This window comes from Gemmobacter sp. 24YEA27 (assembly GCF_030052995.1).
GTDB lineage: Bacteria > Pseudomonadota > Alphaproteobacteria > Rhodobacterales > Rhodobacteraceae > Pseudogemmobacter.
The window spans coordinates 238,372-256,669 of the sequence record NZ_JASJPW010000001.1 but is presented as its reverse complement, the minus strand read 5'-3'; the positions used below and the strand labels follow the sequence as shown (position 1 = coordinate 256,669).

The 18,298-nt window shown below is 62.9% G+C and carries 17 protein-coding genes and 1 pseudogene; 8 read left to right on the top strand and 10 right to left on the bottom strand.

Annotated features, from left to right (window positions below; translation table 11 throughout):
- Positions 1-24: 24 nt before the first annotated feature.
- Positions 25-714, bottom strand: a complete 690-nt coding sequence (locus tag QNO18_RS01335) for a chromosomal replication initiator DnaA (RefSeq protein ID WP_283176216.1) — start codon at positions 712-714, stop codon at positions 25-27.
- Positions 711-1,852: pseudogene (locus QNO18_RS01330) on the bottom strand (AI-2E family transporter). Before QNO18_RS01330 ends, QNO18_RS01335 begins: the two are co-directional and overlap by 4 nt.
- Before the next feature lie 657 nt (positions 1,853-2,509).
- Here QNO18_RS01330 and proS point away from each other — a divergent pair.
- The 5 genes from proS to QNO18_RS01305 all read left to right on the top strand — a co-directional run bounded on the left by proS (position 2,510) and on the right by QNO18_RS01305 (position 8,506).
- Positions 2,510-3,850, top strand: a complete 1,341-nt coding sequence (gene proS, locus QNO18_RS01325) for a proline--tRNA ligase (protein ID WP_283176215.1) — start codon at positions 2,510-2,512, stop codon at positions 3,848-3,850.
- 66 nt (positions 3,851-3,916) lie between these two features.
- Positions 3,917-5,182, top strand: a complete 1,266-nt coding sequence (locus tag QNO18_RS01320) for a glycosyltransferase (RefSeq protein ID WP_283176214.1) — start codon at positions 3,917-3,919, stop codon at positions 5,180-5,182.
- A gap of 87 nt (positions 5,183-5,269) precedes the next feature.
- Positions 5,270-6,556 carry a lipoprotein-releasing ABC transporter permease subunit gene (locus QNO18_RS01315; protein ID WP_283176213.1) on the top strand — a complete coding sequence of 429 codons (1,287 nt, stop codon included), beginning with the start codon at positions 5,270-5,272 and terminating at the stop codon, positions 6,554-6,556.
- The gene (locus QNO18_RS01310) at positions 6,549-7,223 is read left to right on the top strand and encodes an ABC transporter ATP-binding protein (protein WP_283176212.1); all 675 of its coding nucleotides are present in this window, start codon (positions 6,549-6,551) and stop codon (positions 7,221-7,223) included. The genes QNO18_RS01315 and QNO18_RS01310 overlap by 8 nt, the downstream gene beginning before the upstream one ends.
- 287 nt (positions 7,224-7,510) lie before the next feature.
- On the top strand, positions 7,511-8,506 hold the full coding sequence (locus QNO18_RS01305; RefSeq protein WP_216279363.1) for a lysylphosphatidylglycerol synthase domain-containing protein: 996 nt from the start codon (positions 7,511-7,513) through the stop codon (positions 8,504-8,506).
- Here the strand turns inward: QNO18_RS01305 and QNO18_RS01300 are convergent.
- The 7 genes from QNO18_RS01300 to QNO18_RS01270 all read right to left on the bottom strand — a co-directional run bounded on the left by QNO18_RS01300 (position 8,483) and on the right by QNO18_RS01270 (position 14,890).
- Entirely contained in the window at positions 8,483-9,487 is a 1,005-nt protein-coding gene (locus QNO18_RS01300; RefSeq protein ID WP_283176211.1) for a GTP-binding protein, read from the bottom strand. The two genes, QNO18_RS01305 and QNO18_RS01300, sit on opposite strands and share 24 nt — an antisense overlap.
- The gene (locus QNO18_RS01295) at positions 9,480-9,698 is read right to left on the bottom strand and encodes a hypothetical protein (RefSeq protein ID WP_249497435.1); all 219 of its coding nucleotides are present in this window, start codon (positions 9,696-9,698) and stop codon (positions 9,480-9,482) included. Before QNO18_RS01295 ends, QNO18_RS01300 begins: the two co-directional genes overlap by 8 nt.
- 87 nt (positions 9,699-9,785) lie before the next feature.
- Entirely contained in the window at positions 9,786-10,688 is a 903-nt protein-coding gene (locus QNO18_RS01290) for a polysaccharide deacetylase (RefSeq protein WP_092899546.1), read from the bottom strand.
- A gap of 26 nt (positions 10,689-10,714) precedes the next feature.
- Entirely contained in the window at positions 10,715-11,830 is a 1,116-nt protein-coding gene (locus tag QNO18_RS01285; RefSeq protein WP_283176210.1) for an ABC transporter ATP-binding protein, read from the bottom strand.
- Between the two features lie 10 nt (positions 11,831-11,840).
- Positions 11,841-12,668: an ABC transporter permease gene (locus QNO18_RS01280; RefSeq protein WP_283176209.1), complete on the bottom strand. Its 828-nt coding sequence runs from the start codon at positions 12,666-12,668 to the stop codon at positions 11,841-11,843.
- A 7-nt stretch (positions 12,669-12,675) separates the two neighbouring features.
- The gene (locus QNO18_RS01275) at positions 12,676-13,548 is read right to left on the bottom strand and encodes an ABC transporter permease (protein ID WP_092899540.1); all 873 of its coding nucleotides are present in this window, start codon (positions 13,546-13,548) and stop codon (positions 12,676-12,678) included.
- 52 nt (positions 13,549-13,600) lie between these two features.
- Positions 13,601-14,890 (bottom strand): extracellular solute-binding protein, encoded by a 1,290-nt coding sequence (locus QNO18_RS01270; RefSeq protein ID WP_198836594.1) that lies wholly within the window; start codon positions 14,888-14,890, stop codon positions 13,601-13,603.
- 267 nt (positions 14,891-15,157) lie between these two features.
- Here QNO18_RS01270 and QNO18_RS01265 point away from each other — a divergent pair, with 267 nt between their 5' ends.
- From QNO18_RS01265 to QNO18_RS01255, 3 genes are read left to right on the top strand one after another with little or no spacing between them, the layout of a single operon-like run.
- Positions 15,158-16,207 carry a GntR family transcriptional regulator gene (locus QNO18_RS01265; protein WP_283176208.1) on the top strand — a complete coding sequence of 350 codons (1,050 nt, stop codon included), beginning with the start codon at positions 15,158-15,160 and terminating at the stop codon, positions 16,205-16,207.
- Positions 16,204-16,743, top strand: coding sequence for a hypothetical protein (locus tag QNO18_RS01260; RefSeq protein WP_283176207.1), 540 nt, complete (start codon positions 16,204-16,206; stop codon positions 16,741-16,743). The genes QNO18_RS01265 and QNO18_RS01260 overlap by 4 nt, the downstream gene beginning before the upstream one ends.
- Complete coding sequence (locus QNO18_RS01255; protein ID WP_283176206.1) at positions 16,635-17,390, top strand: extracellular solute-binding protein; 756 nt, start codon at positions 16,635-16,637, stop codon at positions 17,388-17,390. Before QNO18_RS01260 ends, QNO18_RS01255 begins: the two co-directional genes overlap by 109 nt.
- A gap of 15 nt (positions 17,391-17,405) precedes the next feature.
- On the opposite strand, the gene QNO18_RS01250 is transcribed toward QNO18_RS01255, so the two are convergent.
- Entirely contained in the window at positions 17,406-18,167 is a 762-nt protein-coding gene (locus QNO18_RS01250; RefSeq protein ID WP_283176205.1) for a DeoR/GlpR family DNA-binding transcription regulator, read from the bottom strand.
- Between the last annotated feature and the right edge of the window lie 131 nt (positions 18,168-18,298).

The window sequence follows — 18,298 nt, the reverse complement described above, 5'->3', positions numbered from 1 at the left end:
TGTCATCCGGATATGGTCAGAGGATTATTCCGGCAGCGTTTCGCCCAGGATCTCGGCCGCAAGCCGCAGGCCCGGGGCGCAGCCGCGCTCCAGCGCCAGCTCGTCCATTCGGCTGACCAGTACACGCGCCGCCCGGATCGAGCGCGGCATCCGCGCGATGGCCCAGGGGATCAGGTTCGCCGGCGGCTGCAATTGCCGGTCGGCAAAGAGCTTTACCAGCACCCCGTTCAGCAGCGCATCATCAGGTGCCTCAATCCGCGTCACCGCCGCGGCCTGGAGCCGCGAGAGCAGATCCGGCAGCGTCAGGCCCCAGTCACGCGGCGGGGTCTTGCCGGTCACAAGGAGCCTTCCTTCCGGCAAAAGCAGGTTGTGCAGGTGGAACAGCGCCGTCTCGGCCGCGCGGTCGCCGGCGATCTGGTCCGCGTCCTCGATCGCGACCGCGCCTGACGCGGCGAGTTCTGGCAGATCCTGATCGGATTGCAGCTGCGCCAGATCACGCGCGGCCATGCGCGGCGCGCCGGTCGATCCGGCCCAGATCGCGGCGAGATGCGACTTCCCCGAGCCCTCCGGCCCGATCAGCAGCATCTTGCCGCCCGGCCAGTCGCGCCAGCGGTCAACCGCGCAAAGCGCCAATGCGGTCGCGGGGGTGACGATGTAATCCTCGCGACCGAGATTCTCCTGGGGCGGCAGGTGAAAGGCGAGTTGTCTGCTCACGCCTCGTCTCCGCTTTCCGCGCGGTCTCCGGCGCGTTTAAGGGGGGATCTGCGGCTGCGCGCCGGTTTTGCCAGCGCTGGTGTTACGGGCGGCTCTCCGATGAAAAGCGGGCTGTTCTGGTATTGCGCGACGCCAAAGCGCACCAGCACCCCGATCACCGCTGCAACCGGAACGGCCACCAGCATACCCACAAAGCCAAAGAGCGAGCCAAAAGCCGAAAGCGCCAGCAAAAGCCAGACAGGGTGCAGCCCGACCGATTGCCCCACCAGCTTGGGCGACAGGATATTGCCTTCGGCAAACTGGCCCACCGCGAAAATGGCCACGACGATGCCGATCGAAAACCAATCGCCCCAGAACTGGAAAAGCGCAAGGCCGATGGCGAGAACACCGCCAAACAGCGCGCCGATATAGGGGATGAAAGTGATCGCCCCGGCCAGTGCGCCGACGATCAGCCCATATTGCAGCCCCGCCGCCATCAGCGCGATGGCGTAGAATGCGCCAAGGATCAGACAGACCATGACCTGTCCGCGCAGGAACCCCGCCAGTGTCATGTCGATCTCGGACGCGATCTGACGGATGCTGTCGATATGCTGGCGCGGCAGCAGCGCATCGGCGCGGGCAATCATCCGGTCCCAGTCCAGCAGCAGATAAAAGGTCACGACCGGCGCCACCAGCAGGACAAGTACGATCGACACCGCGCCGAATGCGGTCTGGATCAGCCCCCCACGACTTTGCCGCCCTGGGCCTTCACCGTCTCGCCCAGTTCGGCAAGCGTCTGGCGCAGGGTCGAGGTGCGGTCGGCCAGTTCGGGGAAACGGTCCACAAGGAAGCCCTGCAGCTTTTTGGACATCTCGGGCGCGGATTCGATCAGCGCCATCAGTTGCTGGATCAGGGTCGGGATGATCGACAGGACGAGAAGCACGAAGATCAGCACCGCGACCAGCGCAATCACCGAAGTCGCCGCCACGCGGCTTAGCCCCAGCCGCTCCAGGCGGTCGGCGACCGGGTCGAGGAAATAGGCCAGCGCTGCCCCGAGGACGAAGGGCAAAAGTACATCGCCAAGCAGCCAGAGGAGGACGATCAGCACCAGCCCCGCGATCGCCCAGTATTTCGCCTGTGTCTGGATCGGCAGTGACATGGCAGACCTTTCCCTCGTTACGAGGAGAGATATTGCCGTGGAACGCTGCGGGCGCAAGGGGAAGGACGGTAGGGCAGTTGGAGGTCAGTCCTCATGGGGCCAGCTGGTTCGGTTCCTCTTACGGTGCCAATTTCTCCAGAAGTGATAAAGGCCTCAGCGTCCTTTGAAGGACGTTTCGGGTATCAGCGCATGAAATCCTCGGCGCCTGCCCGAGCGTTCCTGACGCAGTTTCCTGCGAGGATAGTAACTTAAAGGCGAGATCTGCCTTTGGACGCGAGCGTTCGGCAACTTTGTGTCAATGTTGCCAATGATCTGAAGAGAGTTCTCGGGCCACGGCCTTCATCGTCTTTTCCGCACCTGGCTGCTCTACCGCCTTGCTGATGCAGTCGGTCATATGGCCCTCTTTCAGGAAGGATACAGTCTGGGGCAGCTCAGCAGCGCCACGATCAGTGCGCCGGTGCCAGCCAGCAGGAGCAGCATCTCCCCGGTGAAAGAGAGGGTGAAAAGGACGTTGGTCATGCAATCTCCGGCTTCAATGGCTCTACACTGCGGGAAATGTGTCGATGTGCAGGTTCTGCGCTCTCTTGCCCGCACAGGGGCCAGCCGCTAGGAACGGGGGCGAATACCTGCCGCCACATCTGAGCCAAAGAGGCCGCCATGCGTCTGTCGCGCTACTTTCTGCCCGTTCTGAAAGATGACCCCAAAGAGGCCCAGATCGTCTCGCACCGCTATATGTTGCGCGCGGGCATGATCAAGCAGCAGGCCGCCGGCATCTATTCCTGGCTGCCTCTGGGGTTCCGGGTGCTCAAACGCATCGAGCAGATCGTCCATGAGGAGCAGATCCGCGCCGGTCACATCCCGCTGCTGATGCCGACGCTGCAGCCCGCAGACCTGTGGCGCGAATCCGGTCGCTATGAGGCCTATGGCGCCGAGATGCTGCGCATCAAGGACCGCCATGACCGCGATATGCTTTACGGGCCGACCAATGAGGAGATGATCACCGACATCTTCCGCGCCCATGTGAACAGCTACAAAGACCTGCCGCTGACGCTCTACCACATCCAGTGGAAGTTCCGCGACGAGGTCCGCCCGCGCTTCGGCGTCATGCGCGGCCGCGAATTCTACATGAAGGACGGCTATAATTTCGACGTCGACAAGGACGCCGCGCTGCATGCCTATAACCGCCATATGGTCAGCTATCTGCGCACCTATGAGCGGATGGGCCTGACCGCGATCCCGATGCGCGCCGATTCTGGCCCGATCGGCGGCGACAACACGCATGAATTCCTGGTGCTCGCGAATACCGGCGAAAGCGAGGTCTTTTATGATGACCGCGTGACCCGGCTGAAACTGGGCAATCGCGAGGTCGATTTTGATGACCGCACGCAGGTTGAGGGCGTCTGCAAAGAGTTCACCACGCTTTATGCCCGCACCGATGAGACCCATGATGCGGCTCTTTTCGATCAGATCCCGGAAGAACACCGCAAGGTCGGGCGCGGCATCGAGGTCGGCCAGATCTTCTATTTCGGCACCAAATATTCCGAAGCGATGGGCGCGACCGTCGTGACCAAAGACGGAACGAAAGTGCCGGTCGAGATGGGCTCGCACGGGATTGGCGTCTCGCGCCTGCTGGGCGCGATCATCGAGGCCAGCCATGATGACAAGGGCATCATCTGGCCGGAAGGCGTGACGCCCTTCCCGGTCGGGATCGTGAACCTCAAGCAAGGCGATGCGGCAGCGGATGCAGCCTGTGCCAGCCTTGAAAAGGCGCTGCTCGCGAAGGGGCTGGAGCCGCTTTACGACGACCGCGACGAGCGGGCAGGGGCAAAATTTGCCACGATGGATATGATCGGCCTGCCCTGGCGGATCACCGTCGGTCCGCGCGGTCTGGCGAATGGTGTGGTCGAGCTGACCTCGCGCCGCACCGGCGAAAGCGAAGAGCTGACGCCGGAGGCCGCCGTCGCCCGGATCGAAGAAATCTACGCCCCCCATCGCTGAGGGCGCGCGCGGCCCGGGTCTCTGGCCCGGGCCGTTGCCAACTGACACAGAGAAAAGGGGGAGATCATGACCGAAGACTCCCCCGATCCTGCACCGCTGCCGCTGATCTCGCAGCGCTATCTGCTCTCGGTCCTGATCCCGTTTTACCGCGACCTGCAGGGGGAGGTCTGGCTCGGCCGGCTCTGGGCGCATGACCTGCGGGCACATCTTGACTATATTGCCGATCTGACCGTGCTGGCGCCGGAGGAGCGGATCACCGCGCCGGGGCCGGATATGGTGCGGGTGGTGGTGCCACCGGGACGCCGGCTGCGGTTTCGCCCTTTCGGGCGCTCGGAAGGGGGCATGCTGCGTGCAGCTTTTGCCCTGCCGGGCATGGTGCTGGCGGCCTGGCGCGCGGTGGGTGCGGCCGGGATCGTGCATTCCGGCGTCGCGGGATGGCCTCTGCCGCCCGGGCTGGTGATCAACCCGGTTGCGGTTTTGCGCCGCCGCCCGCTTGTCATTGTGATCGAAAGCGCCTTCTGGCGGTTGCCCGATCCGGCCCGCGCGGGGCGCAAGGCGCGACTGCGCGCCTGGTTGACGGAAAGTTTCGCGCGCTGGTCGATGCGCCGCGCCCGGCTGGGGGTCTATACGAGTGAAGCTTACCGCGAGAGCCTGCCCGTTGGCCCGCAGGGCAGGGCGCTGGTATTGCCGGCGAGCTGGATCTCGGAGGAGTTGATCCTGAGCGAAGCGCAGATGCAGGCCGCCTGGGCCGCGAAAAGCGATGTTCCGCGCTTTCTGATGGCCTCGCGACTGGTGCCGGAAAAGGGCATCGGGCTGTTTCTGGCAGCGCTGGAGCAGCTGGAAATGCGGGGTATTGCCCTGGCGGTCGATGTGATCGGCGAGGGGCCGATGCGCGCGGATCTCGCGTCTTTCGCGGCGCAGGCGCGGCATGTCCGGCTTGGGCTGCTTGAGCCGGTGGAGTATGGCGCGCCCTTTATGGCGCTGCTGCGCCTCTATCATGCGGTGGTGGTGCCGACGACCGGCGATGAACAGCCGCGCATCCTGTTTGACGCCTTTTCGCAAGGTGTGCCGGTGGTGTCGACCGCGACGACCGGCAATCGCGAAGTGGTACAGGACGGCGTGAATGGCCGCCTCGTCGCACCCGGCGCGCCGGAGGCGCTGGCGGCGGCGCTGGCGGGCGACGTAAGGGCGCTGGCCGCGCTGGCCCCCGCTGCACTGGAGACTGCGCGGGCCTATACCCATGCCACGATGCACATGCGGCGGGCCGAGGCGCTGGCGGATCGCTTTGGCACCTCCCCTGTCGCAGCCGCCGATCACGAGAGCCTTTCTTGACCTTTCGCGCCTCAAAGGCCACTTTCCGCGCCAATGAACGGGCACCGGCCCGGCAAGACCGAAGAAACGGGCATGAGGACCGGGCATATGGCTGAAAAGACCGCACCTTTCGCCGCTTTTGAGTGGCTGATCGCCTGGCGCTATCTGCGCGCGCGCCGTGCCGAGGGCGGGGTCTCGGTGATGACCTGGATCTCGCTGATCGGCATTACGCTCGCGGTCGCGGCGCTGATCGTGACCCTCGCCGTCCGGGCGGGCTTCCGCGAGGAATTCGTCGATACGATCCTTGGCGCCAATGCGCATGTGACGCTCTGGTCTTCGGAGCGCACCGATGAGGCCGGGGCGAAGATCCGGGGCTTCGCGGATTATGAGGCGCTCGCCGCCCGCGTGGCCGGGGTGCCGGGGGTAGAGCGTGCGGCACCGCTGATCCGGGGCCAGGTCATGGTCTCGGATGGGGAGCGCAGCGTCGGCGCCGATCTTTACGGCATCTCGCCCGGGGAACTGGCAAAGATCCCGCGAATTGGGATCGGTTCCGATTCCATCGGTGATATCGACCGGTTTCCCGACGGCATCGCGCTTGGCTCGGTTCTGGCGCGTGATCTGGGTGTCATCGTCGGCGACAAGGTGCGGGTGATCACGCTGAACGGCCCCAAAACGGCGATGGGGGTCAGCCCGCGTACCAAGGCCTATGAGGTCGTCTACATCTTCACCGCCGGGCGCTACGATATCGACAAGGTGCGGATGTATATGCCCTTTACCGAGGCGCAGAGCTTTCTGAACCGCGAGGGATTTGCCGATGAGATCGAGATCATCGTGAAAAACCCGGAGAAGGTTGACGATTATGTGCTGCCGATCCTGAATGCTGCCGGGCCGGAGGCCAATCCCTGGACCTGGCGCGATTCAGCCGGGTCGTTCCTGCGCGCGCTGGATATCGAAGACAATGTGATGTTCCTGATCCTGTCGATCCTGGTGCTGATCGCATCACTGAACATCGTATCGGGGCTGATCATGCTGGTGAAAAACAAGGGGCGCGATATCGGCATCCTGCGCACCATGGGGCTGAGCCAGGGCTCGATCCTGCGGGTGTTCTTCATCTGCGGCGCGGTGACCGGCGTGATCGGCACCATCGCGGGCCTCGGCCTTGGCTGCCTTGTGGCGCTGAATGTCGATCAGGTCATGGCAGGGATCGCCTGGATCAATGGCAGCCCGGTCTGGGATGCCTCGGTCCGGGGTATCTATTCTCTGCCTGCGAAACTGCAGGCAAATGACGTGATCTCGGCGGTGGCGCTGGCTTTGGGCCTGTCGTTCAGCGTGACGATTTTGCCGGCGCGTCGCGCCGCCCGCATGGACCCGGTGGAGGCATTGCGCAATGAGTGAGGCATTGGTTCTCGAGGGGATCACCAAGGGCTATAACAAGGGGAAACCCTCGGAAGTCCAGGTGTTGCGCGGCGTCGATCTGTCGATCGCGAAAGGCGAGGTCGTGGCGCTGGTCGCACCTTCGGGGGCGGGGAAATCGACGCTTTTGCATATTGCGGGCCTGCTCGATACGCCGGATCAGGGCCGGGTCGTGATGGGCGGGCGCGAGATGGGCGGGCTGTCTGACAGGCTCCGGACCGAGGCGCGGCGCGGCGATGTCGGCTTCATCTACCAGTTCCACCATCTGCTGCCCGAATTCACCGCGCTGGAAAATGTTGTGATCCCGCAGCTGGCGAATGGCGTGTCGAAAGCGGAGGCATCCGCGCGGGCGCTCAATCTGCTTGAGAAGGTCGGCCTGTCAGCAAGAGCCGGTCACCGCCCTGCGGCGCTTTCGGGGGGCGAGCAGCAGCGGGTGGCCTTTTGCCGCGCGCTGGCCAATGGGCCGGGGCTTTTGCTGGCCGACGAGCCGACCGGCAACCTTGACCCCGGAACCTCGGATCAGGTCTTCGGCGCGCTGATGGATCTGGTGCGCTCGACCGGGATGGGGGCGCTGATCGCGACGCATAACCTTGAACTGGCCGCGCGTATGGACCGGGTGGTGCGTCTGAACCAGGGCAGGATGGGCTGAGCAGGCCCCTGACCACCGTACTACATCTCGCAGGCGCCCGGAAACCACCGGCTGAGCTGGCTCAGCGCGCGCAATGGTGGCAAGCCACGCAACCCTGGCGGCAGGTTCGGGCGGCGCCGGCCTGGCCGGGGCCCGCGATGCTGTGACAGCCAAACAGAATTTCGTGATTTTCTGCATTTTTCCCGGGCACCGGAATTGCCCTTGTCATGGAATGCGGTTCCAATAGTGGCAACCTGCCGGGGATTATTTTGTTGCCGGCGGGGCCAAAAACAACAGGACAATGGCACGTGGCAGGTACGACGTCAGGCGGCGCGAAGTGGAAGAAATTCATCTGGCCGGTGATCGGCCTGTTGGCAATCGGGATATCTTTCTGGTTTCTGACCCATGAGCTGAAAGATATGTCCTGGGAGGCGCTCTGGGCCGGCTTCGGGGCGATCAATTCCTGGCACTGGCTGCTGATCGTTCTCTGCACGCTCGCCTGTTATATCAATCTTGCCTTTTATGACGTGATCGCGCTGCAGCATCTGCGCAAAAAGGTGAGCTTTCCCTTTGTTGTCGGCTGTGCCCTGACCACCTATTCGCTTGCCCATACCATTGGTGCCTCTGCCTTTTCCGGCGCCGTGATCCGCTACCGCGCCTATACGACCAGGGGGCTTTCGGGGCCCGAAGTAGGGGTGCTGGTCACTTTCTGCTCGCTGACCTTCAGCCTTGCCGTGATGATCGTTCTGGGCTTTGCCTTTCTCCTGACGCCGGGTCTGGGCGAGCGCGTATCCACCCATATCTCGCCGCATGTGGTGCAATGGGCGGCGCTGGTCACGCTGGCGATTGTGGTGGCCTATCTGGCTTCTTCGGCGCTTGGTCTGCCGGATCTGAAGATCCGTAATTTCCGCATTTCTTACCCGCGGTTTTCCATCGCGCTGAAGCAGGTGACGATTGCACCGGTGGAGCTGCTTTTTGCTGCCGGTATCCTTTATTTCGCGCTGCCTGAGGCGAATAACCCTGGATATATGGTGGTCATGGGGGTGTTCGTGGTCGGCTTCTCGCTGGCGCTGCTGTCGCATGCGCCGGGTGGGATCGGGGTGTTCGAGCTGGCGGTGATCACCGGCCTGCCGGAATTTCCGCCCGAGACGGTGCTGGCGGCGCTGTTGGTGTTCCGGCTTTTCTATCTGATGTTGCCGCTGGTTCTGGGCCTCGTGCTGGTCGCGCTGTTCGAATCCGGTCAGCTGAAAGCGAAACGCGCCCTGGAGAAAGCCGGCGGGTCAGCCGCCAAAGCGGGCCCATGACTGCGCGATAAGACCGGCATCAAAATTGCGCCCTATCAGCACGATGACACCTTCCTCGGGCTGCGGCCCGGCGAAGCTCTCGGGCATGATATCTGGCAGGATCTCGGGCGGCTGCATCACATGGCGCACGGATTGCAGCAGGAGACGCCCCGCCGGCGTCCGCACCACGCCCTTGACGCGGATGACATCTTTGCCCCGCGCGAAGAGGAGCGCGGAAAGCCAGGTCGAAAGCGCCACCCAACCGAGAACGTCATCATCGCGCGACGCTCCTCCGATCGTCAGGCGGAAGGGCCGGATCGGTGCGTCCGGTGTGTCGGCCCTGGAGGCTGGCAGCGCATAGGGCTGACCCGGCTCGGGCAGATCACGAGGGATCCCGAGCTCTGCCGCTTCGATCCGGGCACCGGGGTTCAGCAGTCGCAGCGTCGCCAGCAGACGGGCGGTCTGATCCGGCGGGGCCGATGCGGTTTTGGTCATTATGATGCGGTCGGCTGTCTCAGCCTGGGCACGCGCCAGCGGCTCTTCCATAAGCTGCGATGTCCCGTGCTGCGCATCGGCGAGCACGATTATTTCTGACAGACGGAGTCGGCGGGCGAGAATGGGGTCTGCCGCAATGGCACTTGCGATGACGCCCGGATCGGCGAGGCCACTGGTCTCGAGCAGGATGCCGGTCGTTTTTCCTGCGTGCAGACCGCTGGCCTGATCGCAGATGTCGCGCAGCGTCGCAATCAGTATGGTCAGGCCTTCGCAACAGGCGCAGCCCCCGGCGAGGACCGTAAGCCGCGTAGCCTTGCCCAGGAGCAGATTGTCTACCGGCGTTCCCGCAGCCTCGTTGACGATAATATGCTGATCGCTGGGGAGACCCTGATGCAGCTGATGGCGCAGCCAGCTGCTTTTCCCGGCCCCGAGAAAACCGCCAAGGATAGTCAGTGGCAAAAGGCCATCGCCTTTGGCGTTCTGCCCCTGGATGGAAGCCTCAGTCATTGTTGAGAACGGTCAGCGAAAGCGGGTCCACCGGTGTTCCGGCCATACGGGAAGCCACCGCCCAGAGGTTGTCGAGATCGGCCACAAGTTCCCTTGCGCCGCCGGGTGCAAAGAGCTGCAGCCCGGGCGTCACACCGTCATCATAGGCCTTTAACCCCCAGGGCGCGAGCAGCCGGTTGATCGCGGCCACCCGGATGAAGCGCAGTCGCAACCTGTCGCCGGGGGTAGAGCCCCCGGCATCAGTCCAATGCCCGGGCCGGCTTGGAAACCCACAGGCGGAACACATATCGCCCCCGTTTCAGATCACCTCTGGCCGCTTACCGCTTTCAAACGGATAGCGTTTGCGGAAGTCATCGGTGATCTGTTCAAACGTCGCCCATTCGACGCCATCATGGCCATTAATGTATTCGATAAGCCGTTCCAGCATCAGCAGAACCTGCGGGCGCCCGGCCACATCCGGGTGGATGGTGAAGGCAAAGACCGCATAATCCATTTCGCGGTAGACCCAGTCGAACTGGTCGCGCCACAGCTCTTCGATATCGCGCGGATTGACGAAGCCGTGGCTGTTGGGCGACTTCTTCATGAACATCATCGGCGGCAGATCGTCGACATACCAGTTGGCCGCGATATCGACGAGATCGATCTCGCGCCCGTGTTTCAGCGGATGCATCCAGTCTTTGGCCTGTTTCGTATAATCGATGACATTCCATTCATCGCCGACACGCGCATAGAAGGGCTGAAAATCCCGATAGCCCTGGCTGTGATCATAGCTGAAATTGTATTTCTGCAGCAAAGCTGCCGTCGAGTTCGACATTTCCCACCAGGGCGCCACATAGCCGCGCGGCGGGCGGCCTGTCAGCTTGTCGATCAGCTCGATAGACTTGACGAGAACATCCTCCTCTTGTTGTGGCGTCATTGCGATCGGGTTTTCATGCAGGTAACCATGGGCGCCCACCTCATGGCCTGCATCCACAATCATCCGCATTTCTTTCGGAAAGGTTTCCAGCGAGTGGCCGGGGATGAAAAAACTGGTCTGGAGGTCGTATTTTTTGAACAGACGCAGCAGCCGCGGGATGCCGACCTCTGTCGCGAAGATGCCGCGCTGGATGTCTGACGGGCTGTCGCCGCCGCCATAAGACCCGATCCAGCCCGCAACCGAATCGATATCGGTGCCGAAGGCGCAGTAGATTTTCTTGGCCATGTTATTCTCCTGTTAACGGATTTGCCTCAGTCTTCCAGAGGCGCTCCGGCGGAATTGTTCGTGCCTTTCAGATGGTGGCTTGCGGTGGGCTCCCATCTGGCATGGATAGTTTCTCCGACCGTGATGGGCCGCGCGAACCAGGCTTCATCGGGCAGGTAGATGATGAATTCTTCGCGCGATCCGGTATCTAGGGCGACTTTGACGAAAGTGCCCTGGTATTCGGTGTTGATGACCTTGCCGGTAAGCCCGTTTCTCGCGGGCGTATCGGGCGAGAGGTGAATACGGTCGCGGCGGACCGAGAAACGAATTTCTGCGCCCGGGGTCACTCCGGGCGCGGAGGGCAGGTCATAGCGGTGCCCATCCGCGGTGGTGACGCTTGCCGAATCGCCCGAGGTGCTTTCGACCTTGCCTGCCAGCACATTCTGACCGCCCATAAACCGGGCGACATAGGGGCTGTGCGGGTGGTTGTAGATTTCGCGCGGTGAGGCGGCCTGTTCGATCAGCCCGTGATCCATCACGACGACCTGGTCGGCCAGTGCGATGGCCTCAGGTTGGGTATGGGTGACGTGGATGAAGGTGATCCCGAGCTCGTTTTGCAGCCGTTTCAGTTCAACCCGCATCCGCAAGCGCAGGAATTCGTCAAGCGCGGAAAGCGGCTCATCCAGCAGGAGGACCTTTGGATTGGTGATCAGGGCGCGCGCCAGCGCCACTCGCTGTTGCTGTCCGCCCGACAGTTCCGAGGGCAGGCGGTCCGCGAGGTGGCGCAGCTGCACGCGGTCCAGCATCTCGCGCGCCTTCGCACGGCGGGCCTCGGTTGCCTCACCTTTCACGCGCAGCGAAAAGGCGACGTTGTCGGTCAGCGAAAGATGCGGGAAGAGGGCGTAATTCTGGAACATCAGCGCCGTGCCTCGGCTGCCTGTTTTCGCATGGGTGACGTCCTGCCCCCCGATGGAAATAGTGCCGGAGGAGGGGGTCTCATGCCCGGCAATCATCCGCAAAAGTGTGGTCTTGCCGCAGCCAGAGGGGCCGATCATGCAGCAATAAGACCCGCCTTCGATCACCAGATCAACATTGTTGACCGCCTTCACCGACCCGTAAAGCTTGGTTACGCCCTTGATATCAATACGGCTTATATCAGACATGGTCAGTTCCTCACTTCGCGCGGGCACGGCGTTTCTGGATTAGGGCGATGCCGGCGAAGGCCAGCGCGATGACAGCGAAGCTCAGCACCGAGGTCACGGTGCCAATCGCGTAAAGCGCGGGTGTGGTCACATTCGTCGTCATATTTGAGATCTCGATGGGCAGGGTATTCCTGCCGCCGACCGTCAGCAGCGAGCGCGGCATTTCATCGTAAGACAGGGTAAAGCCGAACAGCGCCACCGCGATCAGACCGGGGAACAGGATCGGCACGGTCACATAGCGCAGCGTCTGCCAGGGGCTGGCGCCGGCATCGCGGGCCGCCTCTTCCCAGGAACTGTCGAACCGGTTCAGAACCGCGAACATGATCAGGAGGCCAAAAGGCAGCGTCCAGCTCAGATGCGCGCCTAGGCCCGAGAGCCACCAGTTCAACCGGAAGCCAAGCAGCTGGAACAGTTGTGAAATCCCAAGGCCGAGCAGGATCCCCGGCACCACGAGGCTGGTGATCGCCAGGTAAAACAGCGGTCCTGCACCCATGAACCGCTTGCGGAAGGCGAGCCCGGCGAAAAGGCAGACGATCGCGGTAATGGCCAGCGACATGGCGCCCAGAACCATCGACCGCCGGAAGGCGCCGCCAAGATCACCGTAGCGCGTCGAGGTCCAGAGGTCGTTGAACCAATGGGTTGAGACGCCACGCAACGGAAAGGTCAGCCCGCCCGTTGGCCCCTGGAAGCTGAGGATGAAGATCACCAGCATCGGGCCGTAAAGGAAGATTACGAAAAGCGCGAAAAACGCCGCCAGCAGGTAAAATCCGAGCCCGCGTTTTTGGGTTGCCTGTGACATTCGACCCTCACTTCGCCAGTTCAGAGCGGATATCGACGATCCTCAGAATCGCCGAGACCATCAGCAACACGACCACGATCAGCAGGACCGCCATCGCGGCAGCTTCCGGGTAGAACAACTGGTCGATCTGGTTCTTCATCGCCGAGACGACCGATGCGCTTTGTCCGCCGCTCATGACACGGACGACGAAGAAGTCGCCCATCACCAGCGTGACGACGAAGATCGAGCCAAGTGCGATCCCGGTGCGAGACAGCGGTACGATCACCGTCCAGAGGATCTGCCAGCCCGAGGCGCCGGCATCGCGGGCGGCCTCGATCAGGTTCGGGTTGATCTTGGCCATCGAGTTGAAGATCGGCACGATCATGAACAGCGTGAACAGATGGATATAGGTCAGGACCACTGCAAAGTCGGAATAAAGCAGGATATCAAGCGGTTGATCGATCACCCCGGCTGATATCAGCGCCTGGTTGAAGACGCCTTCGCGGCCCAGAAACGGGATCCAGGACACCATGCGGATGACGTTCGACGTCCAGAATGGAATCGTGCAGAGCAAGAACAACCCGATCTGCCATTTCAGGTTCCGCACATGGAACACCAGGAAATACGAACAGGTAAAGCCGATCAGCATGGTCGCGATCAGGGTCAGCGCGGCATATTTCAGCGTGTTCAGGAACAGCGTCAGCGTGACCGGCGAGGTCAGCACCTGAGCGTAGTTGTCCCAGGTGAATTCCGGGTAGATCGTGATGCCATCGGTCTGCCAGAAGCTTAAAAGCAACACTGTGATCAGCGGAATGCCCACCATCGCCAGCATGATCAGCGCCAGCGGCGCGACCTGGAGATAGGGCGTCAGCGGCGAAGACCGCCCGGAAGAACGCGACATTGATGAACCTCGTGAGAGTGCCGGCGGGGCTGTGACCCCGCCGGAAAATGGATCAGGCCGAGACGAATTCGTTCCAGCGCTGCACCATGTAGCGCTCTTCATCCATCACAGTGTTCCAGCAGGCGACATTGCCCATACGGGCCTCGAACGAGCCGCCATCGCGCACCGCGCCCGCCTTGTCCATCACCGCGCCATAAGGGTCGAGGATGTCCTCTTGCGCGGCCTGGCCTTCGTACCAATAGCCCCATTCATTCGCGGTCAGCTGTTCCTTTGCCGTGGTCGGCACCGAGGAATAATAGCCCTGACGCGCGATGAATGCGCCCTGCCAGCCCGAGAGATACCAGTTCAGATATTCATAGGCGGCTTCAAGTTTGATGCCTTCGAGATGGTTCATCAGCCCCATGCCAAGGCCCCAGCCGCGATAGCCCTCTTTCAGCCCCTGATAGACGCAGGCGGTGCCGCGCGATTTCACCGCCGTCACGGCGGGCGACCACATCGACTGGATCACCACCTCGCCGCCCGCCATCAGGTTGACCGATTCGTCAAAGGTCGACCAGAAAGCCCGGAACTGACCGGCTTTCTTCAGCTCGATCAGGCGGTTGATCGTGGTGTCGATCTCTTCCTTCGTCATGTTGCCCTTGTCGCCATAGGTCAGCTCGCCCAGAGCCTCCATCGCCATGGCGGCGTCCATGATGCCGATCTGCGGGATGTTCACCAGCGCGGTCTTGCCCTTGAATTCCGGGTTGAACAGCTCGCCCCAGCTTTCCACCGGGCGCCCGATCAGGTCCGGGCGGATGCCGACCGTGTCAGCATTGAAGATGGTCGGCATCGTGGTGGCAAAATCGGTCGGGCTGGCAGAAAAGGCGGTGTCGCCCGGGCCGCCGGTATACATCACCTTGACCGGTGTGGTGCCCTGCATCGACTGGGCGGAACCGTCGAAATTCTTGCCGTCCTTCATCACCGGCGTGATATCGCCCCATTTCGCGATCTTCGCCACTTCGACCGGCTGCAGCTGGCCCGAGCGCCAGACCTTCTGCATCGCCCAGAATTCCAGATCGGCAATGTCGATGGTCTCGGGCTGGTTCACCACCTTGGCCATCAGCGAGGTGCTGTCAGCGGTTTGGGGCACGATTTTGAAGCCGAGATCGGCTGAGGCTTTTTCGCAGATATCGGCGATCACCGAATAAGAGGGCCCCACCTGGTTGAGCGTGATGTCCTTGATCGTCTGGGCCCAGATCATCGGCGCGCCGAGAATCCCCGAACCCACTGCCGCGCCGGCTCCGGCGGCTGAGGCTTTCATAAAGCCCCGGCGGCTGAGGCCCGGTTTCTTGCTGGTCGTCATGGTCATTCTCCCTGTTGCTGGAGGTGGCCTGCCGGGTCTTCTGACCGGTCGGGCGCTGATGGGAACTATCCGGAGCGGATATCACTCTGACAAGTACGCTAGCAAAGTGTTCTTGGGATGCAATGCACAATTTATATCTGGAAAGATGTAAAGCATGGTCGCATACTTCGGGCTCAGTGCCGGATGTGCCACTTTTTTGGGCAAATTGCCCTGTATTTGCCGGGGTGTGGGCGGCCTTTGTATGCGATGGACAGAAAGATCGGACGGTTGAGCCAAAACACTGCCGAATCTGCCCCGATGATCGCCCGGCCGGCGATGTCGATGGGGGCGGCGGGGTCACGGCCGGCCTTTCTCTATGTCTCGATTCGCGACCTCCTGTCCCGAAAGATCAGCAGCGGGGAGCTGCCGCCCGGGACAGTGCTGAAAGAAGCGCCGGTTGCCGGGCAGCTCGGCGTCAGCCGGGCCCCGGTGCGCCGTGCGCTGGCCCTTCTGGCCGAGGCCGGGCTGATCTTCGAGGCCGGTGGTCAGGGCTTTAAGGTCGGTCAGGCCGCGCCGGTGCAGCTGGCGCTGCGCCAGCTCCACCAGATTCTCACCGGCGAGCCGGAGGAAATCGACCGCTCGCCCTCCTGGGAGCGGATTTTCGACGAGGTGCGCGAGGAAATCACCGCCGCCATGCCCTTTGGCTCCTGGCGCATTCAGGAGGCGGCGCTTGGCGACCATTTCAATGTCAGCCGGACCGTCGCGCGCGAGGTGCTCTGGCGGCTGATGGACCGGCGCTTGGTCGACAAGGACAGCAAATCGCATTGGATCGTCGGCCAGATGACCGCGCGCGATCTGCGCGAGACGCTGGAAATGCGGGCGCTGATGGAACCGGCGGCGCTGGACCAGGTGCTGCCTGGCCTTGACCGGGCCTGGCTCGCGCGGCTCGAGGCGCGGATCGCGGCGCTGATCCGCGCCTTCCCGCAGGTCGAGCCCCAGGCCCTGGATCAGATCGACCAGGCGATGTTTCAGGAGATGTTCGCCGGTCTGCGGAATTCGCGCCTTCTGGCCTCGATCCGGCGCAATCAGATCTCGTTGGTGGTGCCGCATCTCTTCCGTCACCATTTTCCGCTGACCGATGACCTGGCCGCCTTGCTCGATTACGCGCGGATCCTGCATCACCTGGGCCGGGACGAAGCCGAGGCGGCGCAGGTTCTGATGCGCAGCCATCTGCTGCGGATCGGGAGGCTTACGCTGGCGCGCCTCAGGGTGCTGTCGCTCCTGCCGCCGCCGCGCCGGGTGGCCTGGCTGATTCCGGCGCATCAGGGGGGCCTATGACGGATACCGTACTGCGCGTGATCGGAACACCTGCGACCCTGACGCCTGAACTGCGCGCGCGGGCGGCGGCAGATTTGCCGTTCGGCATTCAGTTCGAGGTGCTGGACGGGCTCGATTGCCAACGCCGCGGCGTGATGGCGCCCGAGAGCTTCGATGTTTATGATCAGTGGTTCCATTCGCTGGATCTTTTATGGACGGCGGCCTCGATCCGCCCGATCGACACGACGCGGCTCGCGCGGTGGGATGAGGTGACCATCGCCGGAACGCGCCCCGGCGCCAATGGGCGGCAGCCTGGCAGCTGGCCCGGAAGCCTCCTTTATGCGCAATCTGATCGCAGCCTTGCAGCCTGGCCGCAGCCCGGAGAGGCCCGCAAATATCCATGTTGCCAACAACTTACAACGTGGACAGCTTCGTCTGGACGCCAGAGATGTCGGCGTTGCGCCGCGCGGGAGAGGCCGAAAGCTGGGCCTGGCTTCTCGATGGGCGCTGGCATGGGCGCGCGGCCCTCGCCGCTGATCCGGCTGCAAGCGTGGTAGAGCTTGCGCTGGCGGCGCGGGCGGCCGGGCTGGTCGACATCGCCGATCCGGGCGATCTGACCATCGAAGAGATCGACGCACTTTTCGCCGTGCTGATGCCCCTGCGCCGGTCGGGTCATTTTACACGCTTCTGGGCGACATCTGATGATGCGGTGCGGCTGATGACGCCACAGGGCAGCGGTGGCGGGCCGGTGATCTCGGCTTTGTGGTCGCCCGCCTATTACGCGATGCGGGCCATGGGGCGCGATCTGCATTACGCGGTGCCGGGCGAGGGATATCGTGGCTGGCATTCCGGGCTTTGCCTTTCGGCGGCACTGTCGGGCGAGCGGCTTGAGATGGCCTATGCCTGGCTCAACTGGTGGCTCGATGGTGTGCCCGGGGCGATCATGGCGCGGCAGGGCTATTACATGTCGGTGGTCCAGCCGCTTCGCGACACGCTGACGCCGGCCGAATGGGCCTTCTGGTATGCGGGCGAGCCTGCCTGCGAAGATCTTGCGGGCAGTGACGGGCAGATCGTGGTCCGGCGCGGCGAGCGGCGCGAAGGCGGCAGCTATCAGGACCGTGTCGCCCGCATCGCCGTCTGGTCGACCATCATGCCCGAACATAATTATCTGATCCGGCGCTGGCGCGAATTTCTCGGGGACTGAGGGCGCGGCGCCGGTTCAGTCGCTGGCGCGGATCAGCACGCCTCCGGCCTGCAGCGCGGCCTCGAGATCCGGCGGCGGCGGCTGGTCACAGATCACCTCGTCAATCGCGTCAAAGCCGCAGACCTGCACCAGACCCTGCACCCCGAATTTCGTCGCATCCGTCACCACCACCCGCCTGCGGCCGCAGCGCAGAACGGCGAGGGCGAATTCCGCCTCCTCCAGATCGTAATCCATCACCCCGGTCAGGGCATCGATCGCCCCGACCGAAATCACCGCATGATCAACGCTGAACCGGCTGACAAAATCTATCGCCGAGACCCCGAAGGACGCGCCACTGTCGCTCCGCAGCCTGCCGCCCGCCATATAGACCTGGTTGCCGTTCACCGTGGCCAGTGTGCGGGCAATGTCTGAAGAATTCGTCACCACCACCAGCCGATGATGCTGCAAAAGCGCGCGTGCCAGCAGGCTCGTCGTTGTTCCGGTATCCAGCATCACCGAATCCCCGTCACGGATCGTCGCGGCGGCGCGCCGCACGATGATGTCTTTCGCCGCGCGGTTTTCGCGCATCCGCCGCTCGAACGGGGCCTCACGCAGCGTCGACGCCAGCCCGATCATGCCATGCATCCGCACGATCTCACCCTGCGCGGCGAGTGTCTTCACATCGCGACGAATGGTCTCGGCCGAGACACGCAGCCGTTCGGCAAGCTCGTTGATTCCGGCTGTTCCCTGGCCGGACAGTATCGCGAGAATCTGGCCGTGACGCGGAGAGTGATCCATGAAAGCCCTGTTGTCGTGACCGTTTGCGCAGCTTTGGCGCGAAATAATGACCGATTCCACAATAACCGGTCAAGATCGGTCATAAATCCACATTTTTGTTGACGCAATCCCAAAGCCACCGCCAGTCTTAC

Excerpts from the sequence above, each read along its gene's own strand:
- QNO18_RS01250 (WP_283176205.1), bottom strand. The coding sequence starts at position 18,167 with ATGGATCACTCTCCGCGTCACGGCCAGATTCTCGCGATACTGTCCGGC.
- proS (WP_283176215.1), top strand. The coding sequence starts at position 2,510 with ATGCGTCTGTCGCGCTACTTTCTGCCCGTTCTGAAAGATGACCCCAAA.
- QNO18_RS01275 (WP_092899540.1), bottom strand. The coding sequence starts at position 13,548 with ATGTCGCGTTCTTCCGGGCGGTCTTCGCCGCTGACGCCCTATCTCCAG.
- QNO18_RS01320 (WP_283176214.1), top strand. The coding sequence starts at position 3,917 with ATGACCGAAGACTCCCCCGATCCTGCACCGCTGCCGCTGATCTCGCAG.
- QNO18_RS01290 (WP_092899546.1), bottom strand. The coding sequence starts at position 10,688 with ATGGCCAAGAAAATCTACTGCGCCTTCGGCACCGATATCGATTCGGTT.
- QNO18_RS01280 (WP_283176209.1), bottom strand. The coding sequence starts at position 12,668 with ATGTCACAGGCAACCCAAAAACGCGGGCTCGGATTTTACCTGCTGGCG.
- QNO18_RS01315 (WP_283176213.1), top strand. The coding sequence starts at position 5,270 with ATGGCTGAAAAGACCGCACCTTTCGCCGCTTTTGAGTGGCTGATCGCC.
- QNO18_RS01300 (WP_283176211.1), bottom strand. The coding sequence starts at position 9,487 with ATGACTGAGGCTTCCATCCAGGGGCAGAACGCCAAAGGCGATGGCCTT.
- QNO18_RS01255 (WP_283176206.1), top strand. The coding sequence starts at position 16,635 with ATGTCGGCGTTGCGCCGCGCGGGAGAGGCCGAAAGCTGGGCCTGGCTT.
- QNO18_RS01285 (WP_283176210.1), bottom strand. The coding sequence starts at position 11,830 with ATGTCTGATATAAGCCGTATTGATATCAAGGGCGTAACCAAGCTTTAC.
- QNO18_RS01260 (WP_283176207.1), top strand. The coding sequence starts at position 16,204 with ATGACGGATACCGTACTGCGCGTGATCGGAACACCTGCGACCCTGACG.
- QNO18_RS01310 (WP_283176212.1), top strand. The coding sequence starts at position 6,549 with ATGAGTGAGGCATTGGTTCTCGAGGGGATCACCAAGGGCTATAACAAG.
- QNO18_RS01270 (WP_198836594.1), bottom strand. The coding sequence starts at position 14,890 with ATGACGACCAGCAAGAAACCGGGCCTCAGCCGCCGGGGCTTTATGAAA.